The organism is Moorena sp. SIO3E8 (assembly GCF_010692445.1).
Lineage (GTDB): Bacteria > Cyanobacteriota > Cyanobacteriia > Cyanobacteriales > Coleofasciculaceae > Moorena > Moorena bouillonii.
Genome location: NZ_JAAHHM010000123.1, coordinates 1 through 18918 on the forward strand (window position 1 = coordinate 1; position 18918 = coordinate 18918).

The following is an 18918-nucleotide window of genomic DNA, read 5'->3' on the forward strand; positions in this document are numbered from 1 at the left end:
CAACCCGTTCTAATGTAGAGGTACCAATGACAATGGTTCCTATAATGAGGAGCCGTATGACAGGAAACTGTCACGTACGGTTTTGAAGACGAGTCGGTGGAGGCGACTCCTCGGCTTAGTTTAATGGATGTCGGGTGAAACGCGGTTTATACAAGTCTTCCGAAGGATGGCTGATAAATGCCGATTGTAACGGTGCTGCAAATATCGCCAGAAAAGTAGCTGCACAGTTGGGCCTTGACCTGACCAGGGTAGGTAGGGGAGCTTTGACACTCCCAAACCGGTATGATTTGTTCACTTGCTTGAGTAAATTATACCGGACAAGAAGTGACGAGGTGCGGTTTCAACCCGCCTCGTAACAACCTTGTAGAATCCCCGTATTTTAATGCGGGGAGATGTCAATATCTTTGATCGCAACTAAGTATTAGAAAACATAATTATGGCTCCCAATCCCACCATCATGAAAGCTGTTGAGCAGCTAGACTACCGCGTCACTGTTGGGGATGTTGCTGCCCAAGTGGGTTTAAACATCCATCAAGCCGAGCAAGATTTACTTGTCCTGGCCTCGGAAGTAGGTGGACATTTACAAGTGGCCGAGTCAGGGGATATTGCTTATCTGTTTCCCAAAAACTTTCGCGCTATTCTCCGCAACAAGTTCTTAAAGCTACGGTTGCAAGCATGGTGGGAAAAGATTTGGGGTGTTCTATTTTACCTGATTCGGATTTCCTTCGGGATTTTCCTAGTGCTTTCCATTGTATTGATGATTGTTGCGATCGCATTTATTGTTCTGAGCCTCAAAGCTGGCAGTGACAATGATTCTGACGGAGGAGGCGGAGGAAGTAGTCGTTCTGGTGGTGGCGGTGGCATCGTGTTTTTGCCCCGTTTCTGGATTGGACCGGATCTGTTTTGGTGGTTCAACCCATCTTACTCCCACAATAATTATCGACGGCAACGGCAAAAATCCCGTTCTGGCCGAGAAGATAGTGAGATGAATTTTTTAGAGGCTGTCTTCTCCTTTCTGTTTGGTGATGGCAATCCCAATAGTGATTTAGAAGAACGTCGCTGGCAAACCATTGGTACTGTAATTCGTAATTCCGGAGGGGCTGTGGCAGCAGAACAGATTGCTCCCTATCTTGATGACCTTGGAGAAAGCTATCAGCGGGAGTCGGAAGACTATATCTTACCCGTGCTAATCCGATTCGACGGACGCCCGGAAGTTAGCCCATCAGGGGATATTGTCTATCACTTCCCTAAATTGCAGACAACTGCTGCCAAACAGAATCAACAACCGGTGCCAGCTTATCTTCGTGCCAAGTTGTGGCAGTTTTCTCTGGCAACCAGTAACCAGATTATGCTGGCGATTGGGTTAGGGAGTGTAAACTTCGTTTTAGCCTTAGTCCTCGGTTCCCTGTTGCAGGGGGGTGAGATTGCTGCACAGCTAGGAGGATTTGTAGTATTTGTGGAGCTAATTTACCCTCTGTTATTGGTTTATGGCGTAGGATTCTTGACTATACCGTTGCTTCGATATTTCTGGGTTCAGCGGAAAAAGAACCAGATTGAAGCACAGAATCAAGCACGGCAGGAAAATGCGATCGCACTTAATCAGGCTGATCAGGCTTTACAGAACAAGATTGCCTATGCGGAACAGTTTGCCGCTCAAAATGTGATTCGGGAAGACAATTTGGTTTATAGCAGTGAGAAGGATTTATTGGATCAGGATATAGAAAGAAAAGACCAAATTGATGCCGAGTGGGAACAGCGCTTAGAGTTAGGATCTACTCACAATCTTGACATAAATAACTAATTAGTAAGCATTTAGCCGTCAGCGGTCAGTGGTCAGCGGTCAGCTGTCAGCTTTGTGGAACAGGCTTCGAGGTCAGATTCAACAAATGGTTACGTTTTTGATTCAAAATCTAACTTCTAACTTCTGACTTCTGACTTCTGACTTCTAACTTCTAACTTCTGACTTCTAACTTCTGACTTCTGACTTGCGCGTAGCGCTATATCAGTAATTACCGGGAGATGAGCCGAACCAAGATCAGGGCCAGTTCTCATCTTGATCACCTTAACATCTCGACTGACTAAACAGTGGTCTACAGGAATAGCTAACCAAGGATTGGCTGGTGAAAATTGTGATAGGGTTGGTAAAATCCCAAACCCAGCACGAGCGTCACGCAATCCCGAACTTTCAATTAGACGTTTATAATAGGGTGACCACATCGTAACGTTTAAATCACCAATTAGCACAACTGGTTTTTCAATTTGTTTTATATAATTCCCAATCTCGTCTTCTAGATCTTGATTGCGCCACTGCCAACCTTGCTCTCCCAAATCCCCTTGCTTCCCAAAATAAAATTGTGGATAGGCGTGAGTAACAATTACTGAAGCCTCTGCTCCAGCAATCCTTAAATCTAATTTGACTAAACCACGAGATTTACCGTATTCCAGAATTTCTGATTCTTGTAATGGTAAACGACTGTACACTTCGATATTAAGTTCTGGAATACTTATAGTATAAGGTAAAACCTCTCTTAAAGCTTCTAATTGTTTAGGCCAAGGGTCTTTTGCTTCTAAAAAAGCAGCAATGGTCGGCTTTTCTTCTTTAACCAAGGCAATAGCATCAGCATACTGGGTATTGGAAAACGAGACATTGAACAGAAACAGACCCATGGGTTCACCAGAAGCGCCAAAACTTAGTTTAGGAATATACCAAGGAATGATTTCTGTCAAGTTAATTAATAAGCAAAATAACGTGACTATCACCCAAAATTTGCGGCGATTTAGGGCAAAATAAATTAATGGTAACAGCCCTAATAACAAATATTGATGTTTAAAATGAGTCGTGAATTCTAAGTATATGTTATCTCTAAAAAAATAGCTAGTTACGGAGAATAATGTTACAACAATAGTTAAAATTATAAATAACGATAAAATCCAGTTGTTTAATATCTTAACTAATGGATTAGAAGTCGAGTTAGTCATCAACTTTGCCTCTACCGTAATTGTTATGCTAAATAAACAGTCTGTAAGAGGGAACAGGGAACAGGGAACAGGGAACAGTTGCTAGTGGTGCTTCAGGGGGGGCTCGCCGTTATTTTCCGCCTCGTAGCCAGGGTTGGTAAAGCCCGCCCCGTTCCACCCACGGGCAAGATGCCCGTTCCACCCACCGGGTCAAACAGCAAACATGAGATGCACCCGATAGGGAGCAGGGTTTTCAGATTTTTTACTAATTTGGAAATAGGCAATTTAAAGCTACAACAACTTACTTCAAACTAGCCCTACTCCCTACTCCCTACTCCCTACTCCCTACTCCCTACTCCCTACTCCCTACTCCCTACTCCCTATTCCCTATTCCCTATTGCCTATTGCCTTGCGCGTAGCGCCATATCAATCAATCTGAGCTAGTTGAGCACTAGAGTAATAGTGACTCAAAATTTGTAGGTAATTCAATCCCCGACGGGATAAGTTGTAGGCTCCCCACTGACTTAACCCCAATCCGTGACCATAACCACGACCGTTGAATTGGAAACCATTTTCGGTTTTAGACACGGTAAACAGCCTACTTTTCAGACCTAGGATTTTGCGTAATTCCTTGCCTTTAATAGTCTTTGTATTGCTACTGCCTTCTACTTTAAGAGTGATCACCCTGCCTCGGGGTGTCCTTTCCACTGGGGTCATGGCGATAATATTACCAACACCAGGAATCTTCTGGCTCAGTTGACTAGCAGAAAAGCTTTTTGTCCACTGGTAGACTGGTGTGCCCTGATCGTAATCAGGTACACCCTGTAGATAAGGAATGGGTTCACTCCACCAAATATCTTCTACATTTTCTGTATGTCCTCCAGACGCAGCATGGAAAACAGCGAGAATCACTTTATTACCATAAGTCATGATCTGTCCCGCTGTGGCATTAACCGCTTGATGAGTGCTGGCGGTTTCGCTATTTAGACCTTTGTAAACTTGCCAACGCTGGGTATCCCCTATATCATAGATATCGCTCTTGGATTTGTTCCGTTGATGGAGCACATAGGAACGAGCTGCTACTGCTTGGGCTTTCAAGGCTTCTATGGGCCAACTGGGACTCATTTCTGCGCCAATCACGCTATAGAGATAGTGTTCTAAATCAACATGGTTGACTGCTGTTAATTTATTGTCAGAACTAACCAGTCGAGTGCGTCCCCGGTACCAGCGATCGCCAATCCAAACATAACCATTGTCTTTCGGTTCAATCCAGAGGGATTTCCCTTGCCACTGACCTAACTTGATCCCACTACCGTTAGTTTCGGCAGTCATACCCGCCATGGCGTTTAAGTTTCCCACGGCTTGACCTGTCCCATCTCTGACAATGGCTGTGGTGGAACTCCCCAAGGTTACCTGTTTAACACCTTGCTCAACCGCTATCCGCAGTTCTACCGCTGCCTGAACTGGTGCAATGAGAACCATCCACAATAAAAAAGAGAGCCACCAATGACGCCCTCCTAGAACAATTATTGACTTGAGCATAGTTACAATAAAGATGGGAAAGCCTTTTGATGCCATATTTACTAGTTACTGATTACTTATACGAAGAGGAATCTTTTTGTCCTGATTAACAGCGATTCGATCTTACTCTGAGTTGTTCCAATTAGCGGCCAATTGTAACGGGCAAGATGCCCGTTCCACCCACCGGCAAGATGCTAGTAACACACCACGGGCAAGATGCCCGTTCCACCTACCGGGTCAAACAGCTAATCATTGATTTTACTTTATTAAGACAAAAGTCTAATACTTAGTTGCTGTAATACTTTCAAGCCTCCTAGGGAACCTCGAATTAGTCTGGTAGCTGCTATTGGTTGCTTTAGCATACCCATGGCTAAGGGCAAGGGTTTCAGTGATCCATCAGCACTAATCGCTGGGGTAAGGTCTGGGATATTGTAGTAGCTATCATCACTAATCACTCTTACCATTGCTACAGCAAATCCCTTGGGATTAAGTACCGATAGGGTAGCAAATCCTTCCATATCGACTACATCAGCTTGGTAGCTCTGACCGAGTTGACGCTTTTCTAAGCTAGACGAAATTATGCGATCGCTACTCAATCCCCTCACTAAATTAGCTTGGCGTTGCTGAGTTGAAGTATGAATGCGCGTAGGTTTGGTTTTGCTCAAGCCCCCTAAATCCCCCAATTCTGGGGGACTTTGAGAGTTTTGTTCCCCCATTGAAGTATGAATGCGCGTAGGTTTGGTTTTTCTCAAGCCCCCTAAATCCCCCAACTTTGGGGGACTTTTAGAGTTTTGTTCCCCCCAGAATTGGGGGGCTAGGGGGGCACAATCATACCCAGAATCAGCAACGCTATTAGTCTTTTCAGCCAGTTTCTCGTGAACTAAGCTAGTCAGTTGGCTGCAGCACTGTTGCACCAGTGGTTTAGATCTATCTTGGTTTCGGTCGATAGCAACACAATCGTTATACACAACAATATCACCAACGGAATAGTTAGGAGATAAGCTACCACACAAGCCCATTACCAGTACTTTAGGTGGGGAGTGCTCAGGAACATTTGTTGTAGTTTTTAGCCATGTTTCTAGATACTGAGTTACAGGCTCTGCTCCTATCGGAATAGATAGAATCAGAGGTTTAGGACGACCAGTAATCTGCTTGATTCCTCGACAAATTGCTTGATATTCTGCTCCTTGGGGAACAAGAATGATCGTGACCGGAATAGTTAGTTGGGAAAGATTCATAGGTTAGGAAAGGGAATAGGGAATGGGAAACGGGGAACAGATAATAACTAATAAGTAAACAAAACCTCTATACCTCATACCTATTAGGTATAGTCTTATTTGACCTTGATGCAACCCATAGCTATTTCCTATTCCCTCTTCTGTTTTCACTGTTCCCTGTTCCCTTTTCCGTGTTCCCTAAAATCACGAAATTGTGTACCTCATAGCTATGAGAATTGCTAGATATGAGTTTAAATAAATCAAAACGGCCAACAATTTGGGTAACAGCTCTAGTTAGTTTTATCTCAGTAGGACTAGTTACGCCCCAGCCCACAGTGGGACAAACTACTATTGCCCAACAACAGGAATCAGCACAAGAACAACTAACCAAAGCTAAGCAACTGAATCAGCAAGTTATTGATCTTAATGAGCAAGGGAAATATTCGGAAGCGATTCCCCTCGCCCAGGAAGCTTTGATAATTCGACAGCAAGTGCTTGGGGAAGAACACGCAGATGTGGCAGAAAGCCTGAATAATCTGGGGGAACTCTATCGTGAAATGGGAAAGTACCAAGAGGCGGAACCCTTGTTAACCCAAGCCTTAGAGATGAGGAGACGGTTGCTGGGGGATGAACATGCTGATCTGGCAGAAAGCCTGAATAATCTAGCTTTACTCTACTATTTCATGGGAAGGTATTCAGAGGCAGAACCCTTGTTAAACCAAGGGTTGGAGATGAGGAGACGGTTGCTGGGTAAAGAACACCCTGATCTGGCAGAAAGCCTGAATAATCTAGCTTTACTTTACCAATCCATGGGAAGGTACGAGCAGGCGGAACCCTTGTTAACCCAATCCTTGGAGATGAGAAGACGGTTGCTTGGGGATGAACACCTTGATCTCCCAGAAAGCCTCCATAATCTGGCGGGACTCTACTATTCAATGGGAAGGTACCAACAGGCGGAACCCTTGTTAACCGAAGCCTTGGAGATGTATAGACGGTTGCTGGGGGAGGAACACCCATCTGTGGCAAGCAGCCTGCATAATCTGGCTTTAATCTACCAATTCATGGGAAGGTACCAACAGGCTGAACCCTTGTTAACCGAAGCCTTGGAGATGACGAGACGGTTGCTGGGTGAGGAACACCCATCTGTGGCAACTAGCCTCAATAATCTGGCAGTACTCTACCAATTAATGGGAAAGTACCAACAGGCGGAAGCCTTGTATACCCAAGCTTTGGAGATGAGAAGACGGTTGCTGGGGGACGAACACCCTGATGTGGCACAAAGCCTCAATAATTTGGCTGTTTTACAGAATTCCCCGAAAGTCTTCATCCCCGGTCTAAAGACGCGGGGATGAAGACTTTTGGGGACTTTAGTCGCCGTGAAAAAAAATTAATTATGACTTGACACATTACGCTAAACGTGTTAGCGTAATGATCTAACAGAAGAGGTCGAGTTCTGATGATCATACTAGAGTTTAAAGCCTACGGTAAACCGCATCAATATCAAGCTATTGATGAAGCGATTAGGACGGTTAAGTTTATTCGCAACAGTTGCATCCGTTTGTGGATGGACAATAAGGGAACAGGGAAATATGACCTTAGTAAATACTCTAAGGTGCTGGCCAAAAAGTTCCCGTTTGCTAATGAGTTAAACTCAACCGCTCGACAAGCTGCGGCTGAAAGAGCATGGTCATCGATATCTCGCTTTTTTGAAAATTGTAAAAAGAAGGTACCAGGAAAGAAAGGCTTTCCACGCTTTCAGAAACACTGTAGATCTGTTGAATATAAGCAGTCAGGATGGAAATTATCCCCTGACAATAAATCAATAGCCTTCAGTGACAAGAAAAGGATTGGCAAACTAAAACTCAAAGGTACCTGGGACTTGTGGCGCTTTGACAACAAGCAAGTCAAACGGGTTCGTATAGTCAAAAGGGCTGACGGTTACTATGTTCAGTTTTGTATTGCTGTCGATATCAATGAACAGTTAGAACCCGCTGACGCTACCGTAGGATTGGATGTAGGCTTGAAAGAATTCTACACCGATTCTAGAGGGAATACTGAACCTAACCCACGTTTTTATAGAACAGGGGAAAAGCGTCTAAAATTTTATCAACGCCGAGTATCTCGGAAAAAAAAAGGCTCAACTAATCGCAAGAAAGCAGTTAATAGGTTAGGCAGGCAACACCTTAAAATAAGTAGGCAACGTGAAGAGCACGCCAAGAGACTGGCGCGCTGCGTAATCCGGTCTAACGACTTGGTCGCCTATGAAGATTTAAGAGTCAAAAACCTGGTTAAAAACCATTGTCTGGCTAAGTCTATTAATGATGCAGGTTGGTACCAATTCAGAAAATGGCTAGAGCATTTTGGCAAAAAGTTTGGTAGGGTCACGGTTGCAGTGAATGCTGCCTATACAAGCCAGAACTGCTCAGAATGCGGCGAAGTAGTAAAGAAGTCACTATCAACTAGAACCCACATCTGTGAATGTGGCTGTGAACTAGACCGTGACCACAACGCCGCGATCAACATACTAAAAAGAGCCTTGGGTACGGTGGGGCACACCGGAACCTGGATCCTAGATCCGTTCGCGCAGCGGAGGCCGTAGGCCACGCTACGCGAACGGGTCTCCCGAAACGCTTATGGAGAATCGACCTCTACTCTCCCTGACTCCGGTTTGGTTGAGCAAGTTGGCTCGTTGAAGTAAGAATCCCCGTCCTTCCAGGGCGGGGAGTGTCAACAGGTACAAAGCTGGTGGTATTATCAGCCTGTAATACAGGTTTAGGCAATATCAGTGCTGGGGAGGGAATATATGGATTGCGTCGAGCGTTGGTAATTGCAGGGTCAGAAAGCCAAGTCATTAGTTTGTGGAACGTGAATGATACGGCTACGAAATATTTAATGGTGTCTTATTATCAAGGATTGCAGGATAACCAAGGGCGTTCTGAGGCTTTGCGAAGGATTCAGTTGCAAATGCTAGGAAGTCCAGAGTATCAGCATCCCATTTATTGGGCGAGTTTTATTCCTTCTGGGAATTGGGGCTCTATGGGTGGGGAGTAGGGAGTAGGGAGTAGGGAGTCGGGAGTCGGGAGTCGGGAGTCGGGAGTCGGGAGTCGGGCATGTTGGTGGAACCGGCATGTTGGTGGAACGGGCATCTTGCCCGTATCCTGGCACAACCTGACAACCAAATAACCTTCAACCAAATAACCTTCAACCAAATAACCTTCAACCTTCAACCTGACAACCTTCAACCAAATAACCTTCAACCTTCAACCTTCAACCTTACAACCTTCAACTATTCCCGCTCATCCCTACGATTCTTTATTCATAAGATCACCTAAATCAAAAACAATCACGAAATTAGCATCAGGCATCAGCCGTTTTAGAGCTTGCATATGCCCCTCGGCATTGGAACGGTTGCGGTAACGACCAACAACAATTCGTTGCATTTTGGGCAACAGGCGAACGATTGCCCACGGATGTAGGCGATTGGCATAAGTCATAATAAATCAGGTCCTTTTCATAAGGGATTTAAAGCCAGCCTTGTGACCGTCGAAAATCCTTAGGCTGGCTTTTGTCATGGAACATTGCTAGTGTTTGATGACGTGATTTTATTATAACATAAAAATAAACCTATATTATAACATATTTTTAGAATTTTTGTTAAAAATTTTTTAGGCAGCAGGGAGTCGGGAATCGGGAATCGGGAATCGGGAGTCGGGAAGAACGGGAAATGGGGAGAATTATCCCAGCTGCGATGAATGCTGACAAGATTTAATCAACTAAATCAGAATAATTGTTAATACAAAAAACTGTAATTATTGTTACTGTAATTATTGTATTGACGCAGTCGTTGCTTGAGTAAAAAATCAATAATATATATAAATTAATTAATAATGAGTTAATTGATTAAGCCGTTTTGTATTTAAAATGTCTATTATTAAAATTAACAAAAAAAAGTTAACCTAGTCACATTTTGCCTATTGCCTATTGCCTATTGCCTATTGCCTATTGCCTTGCTAAAAAACATGTTCCATGGGTTTTAGCTTACCCATTACCAACCCCTGACAAAATAAATGCTCCCCGGTATGATACTATTAATAAAAATAGTGGTATTATTGTGTTGAAATACTTGACTCTATCTGTTTTTGCGATCGCTACGAGCCAAGGAGGTCTAGATATTATCCTGAACCCCTTTGAGCTTTATACCTTACCCCTCCAGCAGTGGATTACTGCTGCGGTGAATTTCCTGGTTGACAATTTTCGTCCTTTCTTTCAAGGCATTAGTCTACCGATTAGCGTCACCCTGGAGAGTATAGAATGGCTGTTGCTATCGATTCCTCCATTAATTTTGCTGATTCTGATTGCCTTGATAGCATGGCAACTGGCTGGTGGCAGAATTGCGATTTATAGCGTTGCTGCTTTGAGCTTGATTGGCTTTTGCGGAGCCTGGACCCAAGCCATGGTATCTCTTTCCCTAGTAGTAACGGCTGTAGTGTTTTGTATGGTGATAGGCATCACTGTCGGTATTGCCTGTGCCAGTAGCGATCGCATTGAGAAAGTGCTGCGACCCCTGCTGGATGCCATGCAAACCCTACCGTCATTCGTCTATCTTGTGCCAGTAGTGATGTTGTTTGGGATTGGTGCAGTGCCTGGAGTAATGGCAACCTGTGTCTTTGCCATACCCCCCCTGATTCGCTTGACTAACCTCGGGATTCGGCAAGTGTCCACAGAAGTTGTCGAAGCTGCGATCGCATTTGGCTCAACCCCGACACAAATGTTATTCGAAGTCCAAATCCCCCTAGCCATGCCAACTATTTTGGCTGGAGTCAACCAAGCCATCCTCTTAGCCTTATCCATGTCGGTAGTAACCTCCATGATTGGTGTAGGAGGACTTGGACAGATGGTATTGCAAGGACTAGGTCGGGTGAATGTGGGACTAGCTGCTGTGGGAGGATTGAGCATCGTTCTAATCGCAGTGATGCTGGATCGGATCACTCAGATAGTCAGTCAAGGCAACAACCAAATCCCTTGGTTGAAACGAGGACCAATTGGTTTGGTGCGCTCTTCCACAGGTCAACAACTGGCTTGGGCTACTGTTGCAGCAACCATTTTACTAGCACTCCTGGGTTTTATCACTTGGCAACAACCCTCCCAAGCCCAAGTAACCACAGATTCTAATCTAGCCATGCCTGGTAAAGGCGTCAGCGTACAATCGGTCTATAGTAGCTTGCAAGAAGAACAATTCCAAACCGACATTGTAAACATCGGTCTGGAAAAACTTGGTTACACTATCAAAGAGCCAAAACAAATTGAATACGTCACCGCACACCTGGCTTTAGGCAACAGCGACCTAGATTACACTGCTGTCCATTGGGAAATAGGTCATACACCCTTTTTTGAAAAAAGTGGTGGTGAACAGAAGTTAGAACGAATCGGAGTAATCACCTCTGATCTCTGGCAAGGTTATCAGATTGACAAAAAAACTGCTGATAAATACAACATCACTAGCCTTGAGCAACTCAAAGACCCAAAAATCGCTAAACTCTTTGACTCAGATGGGGATGGTAAAGCCAATTTGATTGGTTGTAATTCCGGTTGGTTTTGTGAAATTATTATTGAGCATCACATTAAAGCTTACGGACTGGAAGACACCGTTGAGCAAGACCAAGGAACCTACTCAGCGTTAATTGTAGATGCCATTACTCGCTACAACCAAGGACAACCAATCCTCTACTATACTTGGACTCCCATGTGGATGGCAGCAGTGTTAAAACCAGATCAAGATGTAGTCTGGCTAGAAGTTCCCTTCACTGATCTACCAGAATCACAGAAAGACTTGACCGCAAAAGATACCTCGGTAGATGGTAAAAATCTCGGATTTGCAATTGATCGAATCCGAATCGTAGCTAATAAAAAATTTGTATCTGCTAACCCAGCCGCCAAGCGCTTATTTGAATTGATTCATATTCCCGTTGAGGATATCAATGCCCAAAATGAATTACTAAACAACGGTGAAGATAGCTCAAAAGATATCCGTCGCCATGCCAAAGAATGGATTGAAAACCATCAAGACCAGTTTGATAGCTGGGTTGAAGAAGCAAGAAATGTTTAATAAGCAGTCAGCTGTCAGCCATCAGCTGTCAGCTGTCAGTTCCCGTAGGGTGCGTTAGGGGTGGGCTCGCCCTGATTTTATGCCTATAAGGCACCATTGAAATAGCCCACCCCGTAACGCACCACCGGATAAAACCGTAAAAATGAGATGCACCCGTAGGTTACGGTAATCGGTCTGGTTGAACCCGTTGATAACCCAGCAATTCAACCGAATAGTGGTGGTTTAGTGCGATATCAGTACCAACTGAAATATTCCGATGCGATCGCTTTTTTAGTAAGCTCATTCAAATTGTCTATTTTTGAGTCTGCGGTAAAAACTCCAAAATTACTTTTATGACTATTCTTTAGCATCAGACTCATCTCCCTTGCCGATTGTCATCTCACCTGTAGTTGGCGAAAATAAAACTTCAGCATTTCCTTCTTCGATGTACTCGTCAACAATATTGTTTGGCGTTGGATTTATTATTAATGGTCTATCAACATTGGGATTTCCTTTTAAAATTACAGCTTGAGCATAATGACCACAATTGAAGCTTATAATACTATATTGAGGCTGTTCTGTAATGGCATATGCAAGCATCTTGTCGAAATCCATATTAATGAAATAAGCTGCGCGAATACGAGTATTTTTACCTGATTGGGTTGATAAACTCCTCAAAATTGCTTTCAAACTAGACGGCGTAGCTTTTCCATTACTTCCAATTACAGCATTAGGAATTCTTTTATTTCTTACTACTCCATTCATAGCAGGGTCGTAACGACCAAATTCATAATATTTTGTCAGACCACTTTGTTTAATCAGAAGAACACCAGCATGTCCGACCATTTCAGTGTATCCATAAAAAGTATCTGTGTTAACTGGATAATCTGGATAAGTCACTAGCAAAGCTTCATCATTATACATAATCTTAATTCTCTCTATCTATTTTTTAGTAGAAGCAGACTTTCACTTAAACACTTACTATCTATTGTGTGTGTAAAATCAAACTTTTAAACAGTACCCTCTTGGGTACTTTTAGCCTAAGTAGGGCTTACTGATTAACTCTCAAAGCCTTGACAGATAAAGGTTTTAGCCTTTTTGGATCGAAAAAAGTGCCAGCTTTTCGGTCCAAAAAGCTCAAAAAGTTAGAATTTTGTGCAGACTCCGGCAGAAAAATCAAGGGATAAGTCTTCCTCCTACCTCCTATATAATTCCCATTTCTCCTGACTCGAAGCTCCTACCCTTACCAAAAGACTTTTTCAGCAAACCCTAACTATTCCGTTCTGATTCTGGTCGAGATTTAGCTTCGATCTGGCTACGCGCACTATCTAAAATTACCTCAACTTAAACTTTACTTGAAACAGTGTTTGTAAAAAAATATTAACAATAATTTACAAACACCACCTCAGCTAACTTTTTGCATTATAATAGTGATATCGGAAGAGTAAAGGAAGTCCACTGATGAACAAGTCCGTTTGTACTACTGAAGCCGCCTCTCTCTTAGGTATTTCTTCTCGACGCTTGCGCCAACTCCTCAATGATGGTCGCGTCCGGGGTGCTTATAAAAGCGGAAAATTCTGGATTATTCCTCTGTTCAACAATCTGCCCCAAATCATTGAAAAGAAGCGTGGACCAAAGGGCAAATGGCGTACCACTCGTCCTCCGGCTCTGGCTAAGATCAATGTCAACCGCAATCGCATTGGCAGCAACAATCACAAAAGCCCCGAAGAGCGTCAGCCAGTGATTTCAGTAAAACGAAGCGGCGACAATCTATACGGCAATCAAGTCGAAATCCTCGGTCCTTGTCGAATTGTTTATCAGCCAGATAAACCACTGAATTGTGGCGCTCGTCTGTGGATAGAAACCTTCAGTGATATCCATTTCATCGGTGGCAGTTTTCCGGCCACTGCCTAATGCTCACAAGCAAAATTAAATCATAGCCTTTCTCGCAGTTATGAGGTACAGTCTTCTGTGAGGTTGATTCCCTGTTTTTATGCAACCCATCGCTATTCCCGATTCCCGATTCCCGATTCCCGATTCCCTTTGCGATTAAATCATAGCCTTTCTCGCTGTTATGAGGTACAGTGATTCCCTGTCTTTATGCAACCCATCGCTATTCCCGATTATCTCTTCCCGATTCCCGATTCCCGATTCCCGATTCCCGATTCCCGATTCCCGATTCCCGATTGATTCCCTTTGCTATACTGAACAGGAGCAAAAGGATACTGCCGACTAATCCCAGATGGGATGGAGAGATAAAAAACTCGCTATTAGAAAAAATAATTAAATTCACACCAATCGAGATCGGAATAGAAGTGGTCAGTAATCCTAGAGCAAATTCCGTATCAAATGTTGGGTGAGTACGCCGATATTGCTCTTGGTCGAGCATATTAATCTGGGAAGCGTACAACAACGGCCACAAACTCAATCCGCTTTGGGGTAAAACTACAGCTAGTAGCGTTTCTGCCAATGTATCTGGTTTAAACAAAATCAGTACTCCTGCACTAAACCAGAATCCTGCTGCTGATCGGACGAGTAAAATTAGTAAAATTTCCGGTAATTTCAAGGTTTTCGGCTTCAGAGAAATCCCTACAAAAAACAGAATCATGGGAGTAGTGCAAGCCGCTAACCGTTGCAGGGCCTGCAAAACTATTTCTGGGATAAGTGTGTTACCTAGATTTAATGCTCCTATCAACAAACCCAGTAACAACGCCAAATTTGCTGGTTCTTGGATCAGAGTCAGTCCAATAGTTTTGAATTTGCTGAAATTGATGTGGGAAGTATCAACACTGCGTTGGTGTAGATAGATTGCTAAAGCATAAAGACCAATTAGCACAAAACATTTATTACCGACATCCACCAATCCAGCTAGGGCTAGTCCTTGCTCTCCTAAAAATTCCTGAGTAAACGGATAAACTGTTAAGCCAGGAGCTAAAGAGGCAAACATCAATATCAAGGAGCGGGCTTTAGCTTTTTCTTTGCTAGGAATCACCAAACCTGTTAATAACCATCCAATTCCTAACAAGAAGAAATTAATAGCAAGTCCGAAAGCCGGTAGCGAGAGTAAACCTTGACTGATATCAATTTTGATCGTGGATAGGAATAGAGCGGCAGGAAGTAAAGCATTGATAATTAACGTTTTAATAGCACCAACTGCTACAGGTTTTTGAAATTTCCCTCTCAGGGCATAACCAACAGCAATGAAAAGCACCAGCGGGATGACTTTATCAATAGCCAAAGTCCTCAACCTCGACCGGATTCAACAGTTTCTTGACGCAGCAGTACCAATTCTCGATGCAAATCATCGTAAAATCCCTGACGAGCTCTTACTGCCATTGCCACCCCTTGCCTAACTTGCCAAAGGGTTTGGGGAGAATTAGCGGCCTGCTCAATCACATCTAAAATTTCCTCAGCATGGTCTTGATCACAGTCGCAGTGAACTGCAAAGAATTCTTGTCCTTTGGTGGAAATACCTAGTTTTTTCAGACCTGCTAAAATCAGTTGGTTTTCATAGGGTAGGATAGATTCCGTGAAAGCCAGTATCCCCAATCCAAAGGCAGCGGGGTATTGGAAGCAAGCAGTTGTGTAGATTTGCAGGTAGCGTTGGGTTCCTGGTAATAATTCTTGTGATGACTTTGGTAGAGGTATCGACTCACCGGGTGCGATCGCGTAGCGTGACAGTAGGTCCATCGCTGATAATTCTTCAAATAACTGCTGCCACATTTGAGGATGGGGTTTGCTATGACCAGATTTCCCCGATAATCCATGTTCTTCATACAGATTCTTTAATAAAGGGATTCGGGTTTGGGGTGTAGGTAGCTTAGAAGCAACAGCAGTCAGCCAATTAGGGAAACACCAACTGATCAGATAACGCTGCTTGAGCCAAGTTTCTAGATTACGACTGACGCCAGTTTCCCTGATTAAACCGGGTAATCGGGGATGATCAGCCACTAAGACTCCTAATTTTTGATCAGTAGTGGCTAAATCCTTTAGGTGAGTGTGCCTTAACGGTCGATTTTGGAAACTCAGCAACCAGGGATGCTGGAGTAGAGAATGATTTCGGGCATAATCGGGAATTTGCTGGGGAGATCCCAGACTTTGGATGGTAGCGATGGAAAAGCTGTTGGCTGATTGGGCTTGGGTTGGCCTATCTAACTCCTGGGGGACCTGTAGAGTCCGCATATATTCTAGAAAGTCTTGCATGACCTAATTTCAGTAGTAATAGTGTAAATACTGTTTTCTACAATCAAAGCTTAGGCCCAACAGGATGAAGTTAGCAGATCAAGTTAGCAGTGGGAAGATTTCATCGCGGTTAAGTCAGCTCAACGGTTTTACTATTCCGATAACGCTCGGATAAATATGGCGTTGCTCAATCAAGGAATGAATGCGCGATCATCGGGTTTTGGTCAAGCCCCCTAAATCCCCCAACTTTGGGGGACTTTCAAAGTCTTGTTCCCCCCAAAATTGGGGGGCTAGGGGGGCAAAACGATACCCAGCCCCCCTACCCATGGATTGTGTGCGTAAGTCCAGCAAATAAAGGAATTAAAAGCACACTGGTTTACAGCGATGACTTAACAATGCAGCATTCTGTTTCCCCTGTTTGCCTTCTCCTTCTTATAGTTCCCCTTTTTGCTACGTACCTAGTCAATTTCTCTTACGCACTTACGCAAAATTGCTTAGCAGCTTGTAGGGTGGGCAAAAACACTTTGGTGGTTTGGAGTAGTCAAGATCCTCTTAATCTTGCCCACCACTGCCCACCAGTTCCTTACTTGCTGAAAAATCCGTTGCTGGTGGGCAGTGCGATCATTGACTATGGCTTGCGGAACAATCTCTGATGCACTGCCCACCCTACCGAGGCGAGGATCCTAATTCTAACCTTGCTGAAAAATCCGTTGCTGGTGGGCAGTGCGATCATTGACTATGGCTTGGGGATATGATCTTGCTGATCCACTGCCCACCCTACCGAGGCTAATTCTAACCTTGCTGAAAAATCCGTTGCTGGTGGGCAGTGCAAACAATTGACTATGGCTTGGGGATATGATCTTGCTGATGCACTGCCCACCCTACCGAGGCTAATTCTAACCTTGCTGAAAAATCCGTTGCTGGTGGGCAGTGCAAACAATTGACTATGGCTTGGGGATATGATCTTGCTGATGCACTGCCCACCCTACCGAGGCGAGGATCCCCCTGCTCCCTGCTCCCTGCTCCCTGCTCCCTGCTCCGAAGTCCCTAAAACCCAAGAAATTGTACCTCATGGGTAGAATAATTGCTATAATTGTTAAATGTCATCCCTCATCGAAAAAATTGCCTCAGACGAGGTGATAGATGCAGCTTATCAATGGCTGTGCAAAAAACGCGCACATTATCACTATAATGCCGATGTATGGCAGGTCAGACGATGGTGGCATGAGAAAAAACCGCAGATACAAGCGCAAATTGTTTCGGGACAGTATCAATTTCGTGAATTGCGCTTAATTCGAGGTGAGGAGCAGTCCTATGACTGGTGGTCGTCTTTGGATGCTTTGGTGTTGAAGGCGATGACCATTGTATTGACGGAACACTTGAAACCCGTCCTTTCCCCCCGATGTTTTCATTTAGCGGGGCACGGTGGTTTGAAAGGCGCGGTGCGAGAGGTGGCAGAGAACGTATCGGAACATACCTTTGTCTTTCGCACGGATGTGAAAAGCTATTACGCCAGCATCAATCATTCAATTTTGATGGAGATAGTGGGGAAATATGTAAGTGAAGAAGCGGTTAAATGTTTGTTATGGCGTTATTTGCGTCGCTTTGTTTCTGATGGCGGTAACTACATCGATATTTCAAAGGGCATCTCCTTGGGATGCCCTCTTTCTCCACTAATTGGAGCGATATTTCTTAAGCCTTTGGATGACCGGATGGCTCAGCTTGGTTGTTTCTATGTCCGCTACATGGACGACTGGGTAATTCTGGCACCGACCCGCTGGAAGTTGCGAAAAGCCATCAAAGCCACTAACGAGGTGATGAATGAGTTAAAGGTTATCAAACATCCCGATAAAACCTTTATCGGTCGCATCGCCAGTGGCTTTGATTTTTTGGGATATTGGTTTTCGAGCGCGGGTTTAGGAATCGCGCGGAAGACCGTGGAACGGATGGTTGAAAATATGACTCGGCAATATTAGCACTGTGCGCCCAGTGAGCGCATTGAGGCATATTTTCAACGTTGGTGGCGATGGGTGAAAGGTGGGATATCTGAGAAATTTCTCAGTGTCTTTCAATCAACTGTATCCCTACTTGAAATGGGTTTGACTAGACCCCCTGGTTGAAGGGTTGGGGGTGTTGGTGAGGTCACCTATGTGTTCACGCCGGCCAGGTCAAGCGGCGGGACTTCACCCTTTTATCCTTCTGCATCGTGTTAGGTCTGTCATGGCCTCTGTGGTATTAAACCGACTAGTTATACAGAATAGGCGGGTAAAGTTATGCCTCTCTGGGCGGCTTTCGTCCATCTCCCCATCCCGGTGACCACAAACCTCAGTAGGAATCGGTGTACCATGAACTTTTTAGCTCTTCTATGTAGTCTTTTTCCGTATAATAGGGCCGTGATTGATCGAACGCTGTATTTAGGTAGCCACCTACTACTACATCGCCTTCAAGCCCTACTATGACCAGTTGTTCACTTGGTTTTACCTCTTTTTTAAGCACTTCACCTACTTCCAGGTTATACTCCAGATCCCATATAGTTGGACTTATCTCATTCCAGTCGACTTCTTTGTCTGATATTAGAAGTCGCGCACCAGAATAATACCCCAAATCCTTGATCACTACTGTCCCATTCAACTCGCTTTTATTGGTAATTTTGATTTGAAATTCTTTCCCAAACCCTAATGTTTCGCAAATCGGTTCGAAATATTCATTAAGGTAGCACTCATCATTACTTGCCATGGCCCCTGCGGTCACACAAAACGTACACCACATTGTGGCTGACACCAGTAATATTGCTTTCTTTATCCATAACGGAAAACTCATTTGTGTTCCTGATACTTTTAACCCGGACAAATTCTGACATCTTGGATATCTAGGATATCATTTGAGTCAGAAAAGCTGAGTACTACATCCCCGACTGCTTCGAGGAAGGTGGTATCCCACATCGCCTTCAGGAAA

Annotated in this window: 16 protein-coding genes and 3 pseudogenes; 9 read left to right on the top strand and 10 right to left on the bottom strand. The window is 44.1% G+C overall.

Annotated features, from left to right (window positions below):
* Positions 1 to 122: 122 nt before the first annotated feature.
* Positions 123 to 356 (top strand): annotated as a pseudogene (locus tag F6K46_RS31105) (RNA-guided endonuclease TnpB family protein); the annotation flags it as partial.
* Between the two features lie 80 nt (positions 357 to 436).
* Complete coding sequence (locus tag F6K46_RS31110) at positions 437 to 1801, top strand: hypothetical protein (protein WP_293065127.1); 1365 nt, start codon at positions 437 to 439, stop codon at positions 1799 to 1801.
* Between the two features lie 116 nt (positions 1802 to 1917).
* Here the strand turns inward: F6K46_RS31110 and F6K46_RS31115 are convergent, their stop codons facing one another.
* The 3 genes from F6K46_RS31115 to F6K46_RS31125 all read right to left on the bottom strand — a co-directional run bounded on the left by F6K46_RS31115 (position 1918) and on the right by F6K46_RS31125 (position 5717).
* Positions 1918 to 2727, bottom strand: coding sequence for an endonuclease/exonuclease/phosphatase family protein (locus F6K46_RS31115; RefSeq protein WP_293065129.1), 810 nt, complete (start codon positions 2725 to 2727; stop codon positions 1918 to 1920).
* Between the two features lie 657 nt (positions 2728 to 3384).
* Positions 3385 to 4500: a SpoIID/LytB domain-containing protein gene (locus F6K46_RS31120; RefSeq protein ID WP_293065132.1), complete on the bottom strand. Its 1116-nt coding sequence runs from the start codon at positions 4498 to 4500 to the stop codon at positions 3385 to 3387.
* Positions 4501 to 4745: 245 nt separating this feature from the next.
* A complete protein-coding gene (locus F6K46_RS31125) occupies positions 4746 to 5717 on the bottom strand; it encodes a phosphorylase (RefSeq protein ID WP_293065135.1) in 972 nt (323 codons plus the stop codon).
* A 224-nt stretch (positions 5718 to 5941) separates the two neighbouring features.
* On the opposite strand from F6K46_RS31125, the gene F6K46_RS31130 reads away from it, so the two are divergent.
* From F6K46_RS31130 to F6K46_RS31140, 3 genes and pseudogenes are all read left to right on the top strand, one after another.
* On the top strand, positions 5942 to 7048 hold the full coding sequence (locus tag F6K46_RS31130; protein WP_366510815.1) for a tetratricopeptide repeat protein: 1107 nt from the start codon (positions 5942 to 5944) through the stop codon (positions 7046 to 7048).
* A 104-nt stretch (positions 7049 to 7152) separates the two neighbouring features.
* Positions 7153 to 8394: pseudogene (locus tag F6K46_RS31135) on the top strand (RNA-guided endonuclease TnpB family protein).
* Between the two features lie 23 nt (positions 8395 to 8417).
* Positions 8418 to 8747, top strand: a pseudogene (locus tag F6K46_RS31140) (CHAT domain-containing protein); the annotation flags it as partial.
* Here F6K46_RS31140 and F6K46_RS31145 read toward each other — a convergent pair.
* Positions 8731 to 8901 carry a hypothetical protein gene (locus tag F6K46_RS31145; RefSeq protein WP_293065138.1) on the bottom strand — a complete coding sequence of 57 codons (171 nt, stop codon included), beginning with the start codon at positions 8899 to 8901 and terminating at the stop codon, positions 8731 to 8733. The pseudogene F6K46_RS31140 and the gene F6K46_RS31145 overlap by 17 nt on opposite strands.
* 97 nt (positions 8902 to 8998) lie before the next feature.
* Entirely contained in the window at positions 8999 to 9190 is a 192-nt protein-coding gene (locus F6K46_RS31150) for a hypothetical protein (RefSeq protein WP_070393894.1), read from the bottom strand.
* 473 nt (positions 9191 to 9663) lie between these two features.
* On the opposite strand from F6K46_RS31150, the gene proX reads away from it, so the two are divergent.
* Positions 9664 to 11802, top strand: coding sequence for a glycine betaine/L-proline ABC transporter substrate-binding protein ProX (gene proX / locus F6K46_RS31155; RefSeq protein WP_293065142.1), 2139 nt, complete (start codon positions 9664 to 9666; stop codon positions 11800 to 11802).
* A gap of 160 nt (positions 11803 to 11962) precedes the next feature.
* On the opposite strand, the gene F6K46_RS31160 is transcribed toward proX, so the two are convergent.
* Both F6K46_RS31160 and F6K46_RS31165 read right to left on the bottom strand, forming a co-directional pair.
* Positions 11963 to 12085 (bottom strand): hypothetical protein, encoded by a 123-nt coding sequence (locus F6K46_RS31160; RefSeq protein WP_293065145.1) that lies wholly within the window; start codon positions 12083 to 12085, stop codon positions 11963 to 11965.
* A gap of 53 nt (positions 12086 to 12138) precedes the next feature.
* Complete coding sequence (locus F6K46_RS31165) at positions 12139 to 12705, bottom strand: hypothetical protein (protein ID WP_293065148.1); 567 nt, start codon at positions 12703 to 12705, stop codon at positions 12139 to 12141.
* Positions 12706 to 13242: 537 nt separating this feature from the next.
* On the opposite strand from F6K46_RS31165, the gene F6K46_RS31170 reads away from it, so the two are divergent.
* On the top strand, positions 13243 to 13695 hold the full coding sequence (locus F6K46_RS31170) for a helix-turn-helix domain-containing protein (RefSeq protein WP_293065151.1): 453 nt from the start codon (positions 13243 to 13245) through the stop codon (positions 13693 to 13695).
* A 199-nt stretch (positions 13696 to 13894) separates the two neighbouring features.
* Here the strand turns inward: F6K46_RS31170 and F6K46_RS31175 are convergent, their stop codons facing one another.
* On the bottom strand, positions 13895 to 15019 hold the full coding sequence (locus F6K46_RS31175) for a hypothetical protein (protein WP_293117699.1): 1125 nt from the start codon (positions 15017 to 15019) through the stop codon (positions 13895 to 13897).
* A 5-nt stretch (positions 15020 to 15024) separates the two neighbouring features.
* Entirely contained in the window at positions 15025 to 15984 is a 960-nt protein-coding gene (locus F6K46_RS31180) for an iron-containing redox enzyme family protein (protein WP_293065156.1), read from the bottom strand.
* A gap of 488 nt (positions 15985 to 16472) precedes the next feature.
* On the opposite strand from F6K46_RS31180, the gene F6K46_RS31185 reads away from it, so the two are divergent.
* Entirely contained in the window at positions 16473 to 16616 is a 144-nt protein-coding gene (locus F6K46_RS31185; RefSeq protein ID WP_293065159.1) for a hypothetical protein, read from the top strand.
* 447 nt (positions 16617 to 17063) lie between these two features.
* Positions 17064 to 17939, top strand: coding sequence for a reverse transcriptase/maturase family protein (locus tag F6K46_RS31190; protein ID WP_293065162.1), 876 nt, complete (start codon positions 17064 to 17066; stop codon positions 17937 to 17939).
* 349 nt (positions 17940 to 18288) lie between these two features.
* Here the strand turns inward: F6K46_RS31190 and F6K46_RS31195 are convergent, their stop codons facing one another.
* A complete protein-coding gene (locus F6K46_RS31195; protein ID WP_293117701.1) occupies positions 18289 to 18783 on the bottom strand; it encodes a hypothetical protein in 495 nt (164 codons plus the stop codon).
* Positions 18784 to 18918: the final 135 nt, after the last annotated feature.

What these genes read in the sequence shown, in the direction of transcription:
- F6K46_RS31110 (WP_293065127.1), top strand. Translation starts at nt 437, where the DNA reads ATGGCTCCCAATCCCACCATCATGAAAGCTGTTGAGCAGCTAGACTAC.
- F6K46_RS31120 (WP_293065132.1), bottom strand. Translation starts at nt 4,500, where the DNA reads ATGCTCAAGTCAATAATTGTTCTAGGAGGGCGTCATTGGTGGCTCTCT.
- F6K46_RS31125 (WP_293065135.1), bottom strand. Translation starts at nt 5,717, where the DNA reads ATGAATCTTTCCCAACTAACTATTCCGGTCACGATCATTCTTGTTCCC.
- F6K46_RS31130 (WP_366510815.1), top strand. Translation starts at nt 5,942, where the DNA reads ATGAGTTTAAATAAATCAAAACGGCCAACAATTTGGGTAACAGCTCTA.
- F6K46_RS31150 (WP_070393894.1), bottom strand. Translation starts at nt 9,190, where the DNA reads ATGACTTATGCCAATCGCCTACATCCGTGGGCAATCGTTCGCCTGTTG.
- F6K46_RS31160 (WP_293065145.1), bottom strand. Translation starts at nt 12,085, where the DNA reads ATGAGCTTACTAAAAAAGCGATCGCATCGGAATATTTCAGTTGGTACT.
- F6K46_RS31165 (WP_293065148.1), bottom strand. Translation starts at nt 12,705, where the DNA reads ATGTATAATGATGAAGCTTTGCTAGTGACTTATCCAGATTATCCAGTT.
- F6K46_RS31170 (WP_293065151.1), top strand. Translation starts at nt 13,243, where the DNA reads ATGAACAAGTCCGTTTGTACTACTGAAGCCGCCTCTCTCTTAGGTATT.
- F6K46_RS31180 (WP_293065156.1), bottom strand. Translation starts at nt 15,984, where the DNA reads ATGCAAGACTTTCTAGAATATATGCGGACTCTACAGGTCCCCCAGGAG.
- F6K46_RS31190 (WP_293065162.1), top strand. Translation starts at nt 17,064, where the DNA reads ATGTCATCCCTCATCGAAAAAATTGCCTCAGACGAGGTGATAGATGCA.
- F6K46_RS31195 (WP_293117701.1), bottom strand. Translation starts at nt 18,783, where the DNA reads ATGAGTTTTCCGTTATGGATAAAGAAAGCAATATTACTGGTGTCAGCC.